We start from the raw sequence: 13,595 nt of genomic DNA on the forward strand, positions 1-13,595 counted from the left end.
ACCTCAAGACACCGTTGGCATCGGCGATGTGACCGTCGACGGGCCGGATGTGGTCGACGTCACGTTCGGTTCGGGCCGTGGGCCACCCTTGAACCAGAAGCTGGATCCGGGCTTGCGGGCCTCGCGGCGGATACCCCACACCGTGCCCTTGCAGACCGCCTCCTTGATCGCCGCACCGAGCCGACCCGGGATGTAGAACCGCACCGCGGTGTCGTCCTGACGCGCGAACTGGATGACGGCCGCGCGACGCCCGAGGCTGACGTTGGACCCCGCGAAGCCGTACTGCATCGCCGCGGGCTCGGTGCCCGCGATCCGGCTCAATACGGTGTTGGCCGCCTGCGGCCCCAGCTGGGAGGCGGACTGGCAGCTCATCCGCAGCGGCACTCCCGACGGGGAGGCGGAGTCACCCGCGGCGACGATGCGCGGATCGTCCACGCTGGTCAGGGTCTCGTCGGTGAGCAACCGGCCCAGCGCGTCGGTGCGCAGGCCGCTGCGCGCGGCCAGGGCGGGCACACCGAAGCCGGCCGTCCACACGGTCAGCGCGCTCGGGCGCACCGCACCGTCGGCGAACACCACCGCGTCCCGGCGCACCGCGATCACCGTGTCGCTCTCGAGGATCTTGACCCCGCGCTTGCGCAACCACTTGGCCGCCGAGCGCCGGCCCTGCGCCGAAAGACTCGGAAGCAGCCGACCGCCGCAGACCAGCGTGACATTGCGGCCCTGCTCGGCCAGCTCGGCGGCCGTCTCGGTACCGGTGAGCCCGGCGCCCACCACGGTGACGGGCGCGTCCGGGTGCAGTTCGTCCAGCGCCGCATGCAGCCGCTGCGCGTATTCCAATTCCGCGATGGGATAGGCGAATTCGGCTGCACCCGATACTTCATCGGGTACCGCGCCGGTGCTGCCGACGGCGTAGATCACATAGTCGTACGCCAGGGTGTCACCGGACGCCAGCGCCACGGTGCGCGATGCGGTGTCGATGCGGACGGCGGCGTCGACGACGAGGCGGATGCCCTCGCCGAGCAGCGTGCCGTAATCCACGGTGGCACTGCCGCTGTCGGCCACCAACTGGTGTAGCCGGATCCGTTCGACGAACTGCGGTCTGGGGTTCACCAGCGTGATGTCCACGTCGTCGCGCATCCGCAGGTGGTTGGCTGCCAGCGTTCCGGCGTAACCGCCGCCGATGACGACGACGCGCGCGCGCTTCTCGGTCATGATGCTCCTCTCGTGAAGGGGTGTTGCCCTCTAGACACCGCGCGTCGGCGCGGTGTGACAGGTCGGCTCGGGTTATCGGCGGATCGTGCGCGGTTGGGCGATCCCGGCCAGTTTCTCCGGATTGGCCATCGCGTAGAAGTTGGTGATCCTGCCGTCGAGAACCTCGACCAGAAACACGCCCAGCGCCTCGTCGCCGTCGTAGACGATCATGGCCGGGGCGTTGTTGCAGTTCACCGTCTCGAACCGGAGGTTGGGCACCCGCTCCGGGCCCCTGCGCAGGAACGAGACGAGCAGCGCCGCCACCTTCTTGGCGCCCACCACGGGCCTGCGGACGGCCGGGGCCTTGCCGCCGCTGTCGGCGGTCCAGGTGGCGTCGGGTGCCAGCATCGACAGCAGTTGGTCCATGTCCCCGTTGGCCGCGGTGGCCATGAACTGCTCGGCGATGCGCGCCGACGTGGCGAAGTCGACGGGTTTCATCCGGCGTCGCCGCGACTGCACATGTTCGCGAGCGCGGTACGCCATCTGGCGCACCGCGCTCGCGGATTTGTCGATGGTCGACGCGATCTCGTCGTGGCTGAACCCGAACACCTCGTGCAGCACGAACACCGCGCGTTCGTCGGGGGTGAGCGTCTCGAGCACCACCAGCATCGCCATCGAAACCGACTCGGCGAGAATGACATCCGAGGACGCATCGGTCGATTCGAGCAGCAGCGGCTCGGGCAGCCACGGGCCGACGTAGTCCTCCCTGCGCCTGGTCCGGGCCCGCAACGCGTTGAGCGCCTGCCGGGTCACCAACTGCGCCAGGTACGACTTGGTGTCACGCACCGTCGCCAGGTCCACATCTGCCCACCGCAAATAGCTGTCCTGCAGTACATCATCGGATTCGGTCGCGCTACCGAGGATCTCGTAGGCGATCGTGAACAGCAGCGGTCGCAGGTGGGTGAACCGTTCGGCGTGCTCGTCGCCGCGGGTGGCGGTCACGGGGCCGACACCTTCTCACCGTCGGCGAGCCGCTTGCCGCGCTTGGCGCTCTTGAGCCAGATCAGCGACCCCGGCTTGCGGGCTTCACGCGCGAGCAGTGTCACCGAGGCGTTCAGCGCGGCCTTCTTCAGCGCCGCGCCCGCCCTGCCGCCGACGTAGAGCGGGGTGGCCGTGTCGTCGGTGTGCGACAGCTGGAAGACACCGGCCTTGCTGCCCAGGCTGATGCACTGACCGGCCAGCGCCACGTTCAGCGGCGCCGGCGCGGTGCCCGCGATCCTGCTGCGCACCGTGTCGGCGGCCTGCGCGCCCAGCGGGGCCGCCGACGCGCAGCACATCCGCAGGGGCTGGTCCGACGGCGCGGCCGCGTCACCGGCGGCCACGATGCGGTCGTCGTCGACACTGGTCAACGTCTCATCGGTGATCAGCCTGCCGAGCGAATCGGTGCTCAGGCCGCTTTTGGCGGCCAGGTCCGGTACCCCGAACCCGGCGGTCCACACGGTGATCGGGCTGGGCACCTCGCGTCCGTCGGCGAGCGTGACGGCATGGCGCGTCACGGCGGTGACGGTGGCGGCGGGTCCGTCGAGCACGTTGACGCCCATCCTGGCCAGCCGTCGCGCCGCCGACCGTCGGGCGGCCGGGCTCAGGTACGGCCCGAGCACCCCACCGCAGACCAGCGTGATCGGGTGGCCCAGCTCGGCGAGTTCGGCCGCGGTCTCGATACCGGTCGAGCCGGCGCCGACGACGGTGATCGGGGTGGCGGGGCCGACGTCGTCCAGAGCCGCGCGCAGCCGGGTGGCGTACTCGAATTCGGCCATCGGATAGGCGAATTCGGCGGCACCGGGAACGGTCGGGGCGGCCACCCCGCTGCCCACCGCGTAGATCAGGTAGTCGTAGTCGAGCGTGTCGCCGGAATCGAGGACCACGATGCGCGCCGCGGCGTCGATGCGGCTGGCCCGGTCGGTGACCAGATCGATGCCCTCACCGAGCACCTCGCTGTAGTCGACGACGGCGTCGTCGGAGCCGGCGACGAGCTGGTGCAGCCTGATGCGTTCGACGAACTGCGGGCGCGGGTTGACCAGCGTGACGTCGACGTCGTCGGCCAGCCGCACTCGGTTGGCCGCGACCGTTCCGGCGTAACCGCCGCCGATGACGACGACGTGCGTGCGGGTGTCGACCATGATGTCTCCTTCTCTCCAGGGTGTCGTGTTCTCGAGACACCGTCGAGAGCCGGGACGTAACGGCCGGGCAGCCCGGTGTGGTCTACATCACTAAACGAGGCCGAGGGCCAGCATCGCGTCGGCGACCCGGATGAACCCGGCGATGTTGGCGCCCGCGACGTAGTTGCCGGGCTGGCCGTACTCCTCCGCGGTGGTCAGGCAGCGGTTGTGGATGCGGCGCATGATCTCTTCCAGCCGCTTCTCGGTCTCGACGAACGTCCACGAGTCGCGCGAGGCGTTCTGCTGCATCTCCAGCGCGCTGGTCGCGACGCCGCCGGCGTTGGCGGCCTTGCCGGGCGCGAACGTCACGCCCGCCTCGGCGAACTGCTTGATCGCCGCCGGTGAGCACGGCATGTTGGCGCCCTCGGCGACGATCCGGCAGCCGTTCTTGATCAGGTAGCCGGCCTCCTCGCCGTTGATCTCGTTCTGCGTCGCGCACGGCACCGCGATGTCACACGGCACCTCCCAGACCGAGCGGCCCTGCACCGAGTGGGCCGCACCGGCGCGAGCCTCGGCGTAGTCGACGATCCTGCCGCGCTTGACTTCCTTGATCTCTTTGAGCAGGCCGACGTCGATGCCCTTCTCGTCGACCACGTAGCCGCTGGAGTCCGAGCAGGCCACCACCGTGCCCCCGAGGTGGTGGATCTGCTCGATCGCATAGATCGCGACGTTGCCCGAACCCGAGACCGCCACCCGCTTGCCCTCGAACGAATCGTTGACCGCCTTGAGCATCTCCTTGATGAAGAACACCGTGCCGTAGCCGGTGGCCTCGGTGCGGACCTGCGACCCGCCCCACGTCAGTCCCTTGCCGGTGAGCACACCGGACTCGTAGCGGTTGGTGATCCGCTTGTATTGCCCGAACAGATAACCGATTTCGCGCATCCCGACGCCGACGTCACCGGCGGGCACGTCGGTGTACTCGCCGAGGTGGCGGTACAACTCGGTCATGAACGACTGGCAGAAGCGCATCACCTCGCCGTCGGAGCGGCCCTTGGGGTCGAAGTCCGAACCGCCCTTGCCGCCGCCGATCGGCATGCCGGTCAGCGAGTTCTTGAAGATCTGCTCGAAGCTGAGGAACTTGATGATGCCGAGGTACACCGTGGGGTGAAACCGCAAGCCGCCCTTGAACGGACCGAGCGCGGAGTTGAACTCGACGCGGAAGCCCCGGTTGATCTGCACGGTGCCGGTGTCATCGATCCAGGGCACCCGGAAGATGATCTGGCGCTCCGGCTCGCACAGCCGCCGGATCACCGCGGTGTCGACGTACTCCGGGTGCTTGGACACCACCGGCCCGAGGCTGTGCAGCACCTCGTAAACCGCTTGGTGGAACTCGGTTTCTCCGGGATTGCGCCGGGAGACTTCGTCGTAGATGTCGTGCAGCTTGTGGTGAAGGCCATTCATTTTCAGTCCATTTGGTAGCGCGGAAACACGCCGGTCGGTGCGGGCAGCGCCGTACCAGGCGCCAACCGCGTGCCGACCGACGCGAATGTGCGTTGCTCGTCAGTCTGCCCGAGCAAGTCGAGCAGCTTACCCGTTGATCCCGGCATCACCGGCTGGCTGAGCAGCGCTGCGATCCGCACGGTCTCTAACGTCGTGTAGAGGACGGTCCGGAAGCGTACCCCGTCCTGCGGTGACTCGGACTTCCGCAGCACCCAGGGCTCTTGGGCGGAGAAGTACTTGTTGGCCGCGCCGAGCACCGACCAGATCGCCTCCAGCGCCAGGTGCATCGCCGTCGCTTCGAAGTGCGCGCGCACCCGATCCAGCAGCCCGTCGGCGGCAGCTAGCAACTGGTTGTCGTCGTCGGTGAACTCGCCGGGTTCCGGAACGATGCCGTCGAGGTTCTTGGCGACCATGGACAGCGAACGCTGGGCGAGGTTGCCCAGCTCGTTGGCCAGATCGGCGTTAATCCGCCCGATGATCGCGTCTTCGCTGTAGCTGCCGTCCTGCCCGAACGGCACCTCGCGCAACAGGAAGTACCGCACTTGGTCCAGCCCGAAGGTGTCCACCAACGCGTTGGGGTCGACCACGTTGCCGACCGACTTGCTCATCTTCTCGCCGCGGTTGAGCAGGAAGCCGTGAACAAATATCTTGCGCGGTAGCTCGATTCCCGCCGACATCAGAAACGCCGGCCAGTACACCGCGTGGAACCGGGTGATGTCCTTGCCGATCATGTGCAGGTCGGCGGGCCAATACCGCTTGAACAACTCCGAGGAGGTGTCCGGAAAGCCCACGCCCGTCAGGTAATTGGTCAACGCATCGACCCAGACGTACATGACGTGGTCGGGGTGGCCCGGTACCGGCACACCCCAGTCGAATGTGGTGCGCGAGATCGAAAGATCCTTCAGCCCGCCGGAGACGAAGCTGACGACCTCGTTGCGCCGCACCTCGGGTTCGATGAACTCCGGATGCGCCTGATAGTGCGCCAGCAGCTTGTCGGTGTAGGCCGAGAGGCGAAAGAAGTAGGTCTGCTCCTCGGTCCAGGTCACCGGCGCGCCGGTCTCGGCGGCCACCCGGACACCGTCGGCCCCGACGGTGGTCTCGGCCTCGGTGAAGAAGCGTTCGTCGCGCACCGAGTACCAGCCCGCGTAGGTGTCCAGGTAGATGTCGCCGGCCTCGTTCATCCGGCGCCAGATCTCCTTGGATGCCTCGAAGTGGTCCGGGTCGGAGGTGCGGATGAACCGGTCGAAGGAGATGTTGAGCTTCTCCTGCATCCGCTGGAACACGTCGGAGTTGCGCCGGGCCAGCTCGGCGGTGGGGATGCCCTCGGCGGCCGCGGCCTCGGCCATCTTCAGCCCGTGCACATCGGTGCCGGTCAGATAGCGCACGTCGTACCCGTCCAGGCGGCGAAAGCGTGCGATCGAGTCGGTGGCGATGTACTCGTAGGCGTGGCCGATGTGCGGGTCGCCGTTGGGGTAGGCGATCGCGGTCGTGATGTAGTAGGGCTTCTTCATTTCTAGCTCAGCTTATGGTGTTGCCGTGAGTGACAAGCGCGCAGGCAGACGGGAGCGGCCGCCCGCACCGCAGCCGCTGACCCCGCTCATCGACGCGCACACCCATCTGGACGCGTGCGGCGCCACCGACGCCGCGAGCGTCACCGCGATCGTCGACCGCGCCGCCGACGTCGGCGTGCAGGCCGTGGTCACCATCGCCGACGACCTGGACTCCGCGCGCTGGGTGACCGGCGCCGCCGACGCCGACCCCCGCGTGTACGCCGCCGTCGCACTGCACCCGACCCGGGCCGACGCGCTGACCGAGGAGGCCAAGGCCGTCATCGAGCGGTTGGTCGGCCACCCGCGGGTGGTCGCGGTGGGGGAGACGGGCATGGACATGTACTGGCCGGGCAGGCTGGACGGCTGCGCGTCGCCCGCGCGGCAGCGTGAGGCCTTCGCCTGGCACATCGACCTCGCCAAGCGGACCGGAAAGCCGCTGATGATCCACAACCGCGATGCCGACGCCGAGGTGCTCGACGTGCTGCGCGCCGAAGGAGCGCCCGAGACGGTGATCTTTCACTGCTTTTCCTCGGACGCGCAGATGGCCCGCACCTGCGTCGAGGCGGGCTGGCTGCTGAGCCTGTCGGGCACCGTGAGCTTCCGCAACGCGAAAGCGCTGCACGAAGCGGCGTTGCTGATACCGGCGTCGCAAATGCTGGTCGAGACCGACGCGCCGTTTCTGACCCCGCATCCGTACCGGGGTGCCCCCAACGAGCCGTACTGTCTGCCCTATACCGTGCGGGCGCTGGCCGAGCTGCTCGGCAAACCCGCCGAAGTCGTTGCATCCGAAACGACTGAAACGGCCGCGCGGGCCTACGGGCTGCCGAGTTGTTGGACGTAGACCTTTTCGTTATCGTGCGGTGATCGAACAGCGCCCCTAATACGCCGTCCGAGTCGGGATAAAGCAGATTTTGAACGTTTTGAACAAGATTCATGAAGCGCGCTCGCCGTTGCTGCGACTTCTGGTCGGTGCGACGCTGCTCGCCTTGGTGTTCGCCGGCGGTGTCGCCGTCGCCGCGCACAAGACAGTGACGTTGACCGTGGACGGCACCTCCATGACGGTGGCCACCATGAAGTCGCGGGTGATCGACGTCGTCACCGAGAACGGATTCGACGTCGGCGAACGCGACGATCTTTACCCGGCCGCCGAGACGCCGGTGCACCAGTCCGAGGAGATCGTGTTGCGGCGCAGCCGGCCGCTGCAGATCTCGCTCGACGGCGAGGACAGCAGGCAGGTGTGGACGACGGCGTCCACCGTCGACGAGGCGTTGGCGCAGCTGCAGATGACCGACAAGGCTCCTGCCGCGGCGTCGCGCGGCAGCCGGGTTCCGCTGGCGGGCATGTCACTTCCGGTGGTGAGCGCCAAGACCGTGCACCTCGACGACGCCGGGCAGCAGCGCACCGTGCGCCTGGCGGCGCCCAATGTCGGCGCGCTGCTGGAGGCCGCCGGTGCGCCGCTGCAGCAGAAGGACGGCGTGAATCCCGCGCCGAGCGCACCCGTCGTCGAGGGCATGCAGATCCACGTGACCCGGGTGCGCGTCGACCACGTCACCGAGCGGGTCCCGCTGCCCGCGCACACCAAGCGCATCGAGGACCCGACGCTGAACCAGAGCCGAACCGTCGTCGAGGACCCCGGAACCCCGGGCACTCAGGACGTGACTTTTGCCGTCGCGAAGGTCAACGGTGTGGAGACCGGCAGACTGCCAGTAGCCAATGTCGTAATCGAGCCGGCCAGGGAAGGCGTGGTCCGCGTCGGCGCGAAGCCCGGCACCGAGGTTCCGCAGGTGAGCAACGGAGCCGTTTGGGATGCCCTGGCCCGCTGCGAAGCCGGAGGTAATTGGGCCATCAATACGGGCAACGGATATTACGGCGGCGTGCAATTTGATCAAAACACCTGGGAGCGCAACGGTGGTCTGAGGTATGCTGCGAGGGCCGATCTGGCGACAAGAGAAGAGCAAATTGCGATTGCTGAGGTCACTCGGGCGCGGCAAGGTTGGGGTGCGTGGCCGACGTGTAGCGGGAGGATTGGGGCGCGCTGACCATTCGACTACTCGGACGGACCGAGATACGACACCTGGCCAAAGAGATTGACTTTCGGCCACGCAAGTCGTTCGGCCAAAACTTCGTCCACGATGCCAACACCGTGCGCCGGATCGTGTCGGCGTCCGGCGTCAATCGCCACGACCACGTCCTCGAAGTCGGTCCTGGCCTCGGGTCCCTGACGCTGGGTCTGTTGGACCGCGGGGCTCGGGTGACCGCGGTCGAAATCGATCCGGTGCTCGCCCGCCAGCTGCCCACGACCATCGCCGATCATTCGCACAGCGAGATCAATCGGCTGACGGTGCTCAACCGCGACATCCTGACGTTCCGGCGGGCCGAGATGCCCGACGAGCCGACCGCGCTGGTGGCGAACCTGCCCTACAACGTCGCGGTGCCCGCGCTGCTGCATCTGCTGGCCGAGTTCCCGTCCATCCGCACCGTGATGGTGATGGTGCAGGCCGAGGTCGCCGAGCGGCTCGCGGCCGAACCGGGCGGCAAGGACTACGGCGTGCCCAGCGTCAAGGTGCGATTCTTCGGCAACGTGCGCCGGTTCGGCATGGTGTCGCCGACGGTGTTCTGGCCGATTCCGCGGGTCTACTCGGGCTTGGTGCGCATCGACCGCTACGAGGTCTCCCCGTGGCCCACCGACGAGGCGTTCCGCCAGCAGGTGTTCGAGCTGATCGACATCGCGTTCGCGCAGCGCCGCAAGACCTCGCGCAACGCGTTCGCCGAGTGGGCCGGTTCGGGCAACGAGTCGGCGAGCCGGTTGCTGGCCGCGAGCATCGACCCCTCGCGACGCGGCGAGACGCTGTCGATCGCGGACTTCGTGCGGCTGCTGCAACGGTCGGGTCAGGCCGCTACCCCCCCGGTCAAGCGCGACGCCGCCGCGCAGCGACAGATGAGCTCGGACGCTAGCGCAACGCGCGGGTGACCAGCGAGACGAACTCCCGGCACGACGGGTAGCGCTCCGCCGGGTCCTTGGCCATCGCTTTGGCCAATATCGAGTCGAATACCCTTGGCAGCCAAGTGAATTCGCGTGACCACCGCGGGGTGGGCCGGTGCAGATGCGCGCGTATCAATCCGATGCTGGAGTCGTCGGTGAACGGCGGCGCGCCGGTCAGCAGCTCCACGGTGGTGCAGGCCAGCGCGTATTCGTCGGTGGCCGACACGGGGGCGTGCCCGGTGATCAGCTCGGGTGCGGCGTACGGCAGCGACATTTCGGCCTGGGTGGGGCGACGGCCGATGTCGTCGGTCATCGAGTGGGCCACCCCGAAGTCGATGAGCACCGCGCGCAGCCCGTCGGCGGCCGAGCCGACCCGGATGTTGGCCGGTTTGACGTCACAGTGCACGACCGCGCGGTTGTGGGTGTAGTCCAAGGCGTCGGCGATCTGGCCGAGGGCGGTGAGCCGGGCGTCCCTGCCGGCCATGGTGGCCACGCCGGCGTCGATCACCTCCATCGTCAGCCACCCGGGCCCGCGCTCGAACACCTTCACGATGTGCGGATGATCCAACCGTCGGGCAAGCTCGAACTCCCGCCGCAGCCGGGCGACTTGGGCCTGGTGGCGGTGTTGCTCGTCGAGGATCTTCAGCGCCGCGACCCGGTCCGGGGCCGCCGCGTCGTGCACCCGGTACACCGTCGCGTACCCGCCGTGGCCGAGCACCGCGTCGACGACGTAGCGTTCGAACCGGTCACCGGGGGCAAGCACCGCCCCAGCCTAGGTTCAGCCCAGCCGCGCAGACGGCTGCTGGCGCCGCCGGACTCCGCTAGTGTCGTGCCGTGCCGACCTGGAACGGAAACACCGCCTCGGAGTGGGTGCCCACTGGGTCGGTCACCGTGCGGGTGCCGGGCAAGGTCAACCTCTACCTCGCCGTGGGAGATGTCCGCGACGACGGCTATCACGAGCTGACCACCGTTTTTCACGCGGTCTCGCTGCTCGACGAGGTCACCGTGCGCGACGCCGACGTGCTCTCGCTGGAGATGTCGGGCGAAGGGGTGGACTCGCTGCCCACCGACGAACGCAACCTGGCCTGGCAGGCGGCGGAATTGATGGCCGAGCACGTCGGGCGCGCCCCCGATGTGGCGATCGCGATCGAGAAGTCGATCCCGGTGGCCGGCGGGATGGCCGGCGGCAGCGCCGACGCGGCCGCGGTGCTGGTGGGCATGAACACGCTGTGGGAACTCGGGGTGCCCCGGCGCGACCTGCACGCCCTGGCCGCCCAGCTCGGCAGCGACGTCCCGTTCGCGCTGCATGGCGGCACGGCGCTGGGCACCGGCCGCGGCGAGGAGCTGGCGACGGTGCTGGCCCGCACCACCTTTCATTGGGTGCTGGCGTTCGCCGACGGTGAGCTGTCGACACCCGCGGTGTTCGCCGAGCTCGACCGGCTGCGCGAAACCGGGCCCAAAGGCGGCAGGCCGGCGCGGCTGCAGGACCCGGAGCCGGTGCTGGCCGCGCTGGCGTCAGGGGATCCGAAGGCGTTGGCGCCGATGCTCGGCAACGATCTGCAACCGGCGGCGCTGAGCCTGGACCCGTCGTTGGGCGCCACCCTGCAAGCCGGTACCGAAGCGGGCGCGTTGGCCGGCATCGTGTCCGGATCCGGGCCGACCTGCGCGTTTCTGTGCGCGTCGGCGACCGCGGCCGTCGACGTCGGCGCCCGGCTGGCCGACGCGGGAGTGTGCCGCGGCGTGCGGGTGGCCAGCGGCCCGGTGCAGGGGGCCCGCGTCGTCCCGACGCCGTCCACCCTGTAAGCGCCCGTAGGCGCTTTCCGTGCACAACCTCAGTTTCGCGGGCGAACGATGTGACACGTAACTCAATTATCGCGAGAGTTTGGCAGCTACTTAAGAGTTGCATAAGATGAGCGACGGTGAAAACTAGCGGTCAAGCATCGGACGCGAGACTTTCGCCCGCCGGTACCGTCGGTGGGCGGCTCGTCAGATGTAATCGCTGGTCCGGCCCATCACCGATTCGAGACATAACCGCCGCCGATTTGTGCGCGCGTATTCGCGATGGTGCGGCTGATCGGGCGGAGCATTACACCGGGGCCTACGCCTCGGAACCGAGGAGGTTGTCGTGAGCCGATTCACCGAGAAGATGTACCGCAATGCTCGCACGGCCACGACGGGCATGGTCACCGGTGAACCGCACGCACCTGTTCGGCACACCTGGGGCGAGGTCCACGAGCGGGCCCGTCGCATCGCCGGCGGGCTGGCCAAGGCCGGCATCGGGCTCGGTGACGCGGTCGGCGTGCTGGCCGGCTTCCCGGTCGAGATCGCCCCGACCGCGCAGGGGCTGTGGATGCGCGGCGCCAGTCTCACCATGCTGCACCAGCCCACACCGCGCACCGACCTGGCGATCTGGGCCGAGGACACGCTGACCGTCATCGGCATGATCGAGGCCAAGGCCGTCATCGTCTCGGAGCCTTTCCTGGTCGCCATCCCGGTGCTCGAGGAGAAGGGCGTCAAGGTCCTGACCGTCAGCGACCTGCTGGACTCCGACCCCATCGACCCGATCGACGTCGCCGAGGACGATCTGGCGCTGATGCAGCTGACGTCCGGCTCCACGGGATCGCCGAAAGCCGTGCAGATCACGCACCGCAACATCTACTCGAACGCCGAGGCGATGTTCATCGGCGCCGAGTACGACGTCGAAAAGGACGTCATGGTCAGCTGGCTGCCGTGCTTTCACGACATGGGCATGGTCGGCTTCCTCACCATTCCGATGTACTTCGGCGCCGAGCTGGTCAAGGTCACGCCGATGGATTTCCTGCGTGACACCCTGCTGTGGGCCAAGCTCATCGACAAGTACAAGGGCACCATGACCGCCGCACCGAACTTCGCCTACGCGCTGTTCGCCAAGCGGCTGCGCAGGCAGGCCAAGCCGGGTGAGTTCGACCTGTCCACGCTGCGGTTCGCGCTGTCGGGCGCCGAGCCGGTCGAGCCCGCCGACGTCGAGGACCTGCTCGATGCGGGGAAGCCGTTCGGCCTGCAGCCCGAGGCGATCCTGCCGGCCTACGGCATGGCCGAGACGACGCTGGCGGTGTCGTTCTCGCCGTGCGGCGCCGGCCTGGTGGTCGACGAGGTCGACGCGGATCTGCTGGCCGCGCTGCGCCGCGCCGTGCCGGCGACCAAGGGCAACACCCGCCGGCTGGCCACGCTGGGCCCGCTGCTGCAGGACCTGGAGGCCCGCGTCATCGACGAGCACGGCAACGTCATGCCCCCGCGCGGTGTCGGCGTGATCGAGCTGCGCGGCGAGTGCGTGACGCCGGGCTACATCACCATGGGCGGGTTCATTCCGGCGCAAGACGAGCACGGCTGGTATGACACCGGCGACCTCGGCTACATCACCGAGGAAGGCAACATCGTGGTGTGCGGCCGCGTCAAGGACGTGATCATCATGGCCGGCCGCAACATCTATCCCACCGACATCGAACGCGCCGCCTGCCGCGTCGACGGTGTGCGTCCCGGCTGCGCCGTCGCGGTGCGGCTGGACGCCGGGCACTCCCGCGAAACCTTCGCCGTCGCAGTGGAATCCAACGCGTGGCAGGACCCCAAAGAGGTGCGCCGCATCGAGCATCAGGTCGCGCACGAGGTGGTGGCCGAGGTCGATGTGCGACCCCGCAACGTCGTGGTGCTCGGCCCGGGCACGATCCCGAAGACGCCGTCGGGCAAGCTGCGCCGCTCGACCTCGGTCTCCCTGGTCACCTAACCCTCGTATCTTTTTGCGCGAGCGTGCGTGTCAGAGGGCGACACGCCGGGGTTCAGCGCGACTTTATGCACGCTCGCGGGTGGGCTCTAGGCGTCCCGCACGCTCTCGGGCACCGAAGCCGTTATCTTCGCGGAGACGATCGTCATCTCGTAATCGGCCACCTGCCAACCACTTGAGAACACCTCGATCGGCAGCCCTTGTCCCGTCCGACGTTCTGCCGTTGTCCGTCATCGAGTTCGGCGCGTGAGCGCCGATACAGCAAACTTTGTGTCTCTCCAGGAGTGTCGGCAGGGCTACAGTCGACTGGTTTCGACTCGGGAGTGCTTGTGCGGACGTTTCGGGAGAATTTGCGAAGGCACGAGGTCTGTGAACCTTCATCTGGACTTATGACAGGGAAGTCGGGTTGGCGCCCGCGATGACCAGTGAAACGTTGCGAGCCACTTACCGTCTCG

11 protein-coding genes are annotated in these 13,595 nt (G+C 68.1%); 5 read left to right on the top strand and 6 right to left on the bottom strand.

Going from position 1 to position 13,595, the window contains the following annotated elements; all coding sequences use genetic code 11:
* Positions 1-3: 3 nt before the first annotated feature.
* The 5 genes from G6N28_RS16425 to metG form a co-directional block, all read right to left on the bottom strand.
* Positions 4-1,212, bottom strand: a complete 1,209-nt coding sequence (locus tag G6N28_RS16425) for an NAD(P)/FAD-dependent oxidoreductase (RefSeq protein ID WP_163902030.1) — start codon at positions 1,210-1,212, stop codon at positions 4-6.
* A 72-nt stretch (positions 1,213-1,284) separates the two neighbouring features.
* Positions 1,285-2,193: an RNA polymerase sigma factor SigJ gene (gene sigJ, locus G6N28_RS16430; RefSeq protein WP_163902032.1), complete on the bottom strand. Its 909-nt coding sequence runs from the start codon at positions 2,191-2,193 to the stop codon at positions 1,285-1,287.
* A complete protein-coding gene (locus G6N28_RS16435) occupies positions 2,190-3,371 on the bottom strand; it encodes an NAD(P)/FAD-dependent oxidoreductase (protein WP_163902034.1) in 1,182 nt (393 codons plus the stop codon). Before G6N28_RS16435 ends, sigJ begins: the two co-directional genes overlap by 4 nt.
* A gap of 90 nt (positions 3,372-3,461) precedes the next feature.
* Positions 3,462-4,811: an NADP-specific glutamate dehydrogenase gene (gene gdhA / locus G6N28_RS16440; protein ID WP_163902036.1), complete on the bottom strand. Its 1,350-nt coding sequence runs from the start codon at positions 4,809-4,811 to the stop codon at positions 3,462-3,464.
* 2 nt (positions 4,812-4,813) lie between these two features.
* Positions 4,814-6,361 (bottom strand): methionine--tRNA ligase, encoded by a 1,548-nt coding sequence (gene metG / locus G6N28_RS16445; RefSeq protein WP_163902038.1) that lies wholly within the window; start codon positions 6,359-6,361, stop codon positions 4,814-4,816.
* Positions 6,362-6,386: 25 nt separating this feature from the next.
* Between metG and G6N28_RS16450 the strand changes: the two genes are divergently transcribed.
* The 3 genes from G6N28_RS16450 (at position 6,387) to rsmA (ending at position 9,371) form a co-directional block, all read left to right on the top strand.
* The gene (locus tag G6N28_RS16450; RefSeq protein WP_163902040.1) at positions 6,387-7,241 is read left to right on the top strand and encodes a TatD family hydrolase; all 855 of its coding nucleotides are present in this window, start codon (positions 6,387-6,389) and stop codon (positions 7,239-7,241) included.
* A 70-nt stretch (positions 7,242-7,311) separates the two neighbouring features.
* Positions 7,312-8,439 carry a resuscitation-promoting factor gene (locus G6N28_RS16455; protein WP_163902042.1) on the top strand — a complete coding sequence of 376 codons (1,128 nt, stop codon included), beginning with the start codon at positions 7,312-7,314 and terminating at the stop codon, positions 8,437-8,439.
* Complete coding sequence (gene rsmA, locus G6N28_RS16460; protein ID WP_163906325.1) at positions 8,436-9,371, top strand: 16S rRNA (adenine(1518)-N(6)/adenine(1519)-N(6))-dimethyltransferase RsmA; 936 nt, start codon at positions 8,436-8,438, stop codon at positions 9,369-9,371. The genes G6N28_RS16455 and rsmA overlap by 4 nt, the downstream gene beginning before the upstream one ends.
* On the opposite strand, the gene G6N28_RS16465 is transcribed toward rsmA, so the two are convergent.
* A complete protein-coding gene (locus tag G6N28_RS16465; RefSeq protein WP_163902045.1) occupies positions 9,352-10,146 on the bottom strand; it encodes a serine/threonine-protein kinase in 795 nt (264 codons plus the stop codon). The two genes, rsmA and G6N28_RS16465, sit on opposite strands and share 20 nt — an antisense overlap.
* A gap of 71 nt (positions 10,147-10,217) precedes the next feature.
* Here G6N28_RS16465 and G6N28_RS16470 point away from each other — a divergent pair, with 71 nt between their 5' ends.
* Positions 10,218-11,186 (top strand): 4-(cytidine 5'-diphospho)-2-C-methyl-D-erythritol kinase, encoded by a 969-nt coding sequence (locus G6N28_RS16470; protein ID WP_163902047.1) that lies wholly within the window; start codon positions 10,218-10,220, stop codon positions 11,184-11,186.
* A 322-nt stretch (positions 11,187-11,508) separates the two neighbouring features.
* The gene (locus G6N28_RS16475; RefSeq protein ID WP_163902049.1) at positions 11,509-13,143 is read left to right on the top strand and encodes a fatty acyl-AMP ligase; all 1,635 of its coding nucleotides are present in this window, start codon (positions 11,509-11,511) and stop codon (positions 13,141-13,143) included.
* Positions 13,144-13,595 lie beyond the last annotated feature (452 nt).

The sequence above is a fragment of the Mycolicibacterium pulveris genome (assembly GCF_010725725.1).
GTDB lineage: Bacteria > Actinomycetota > Actinomycetes > Mycobacteriales > Mycobacteriaceae > Mycobacterium > Mycobacterium pulveris.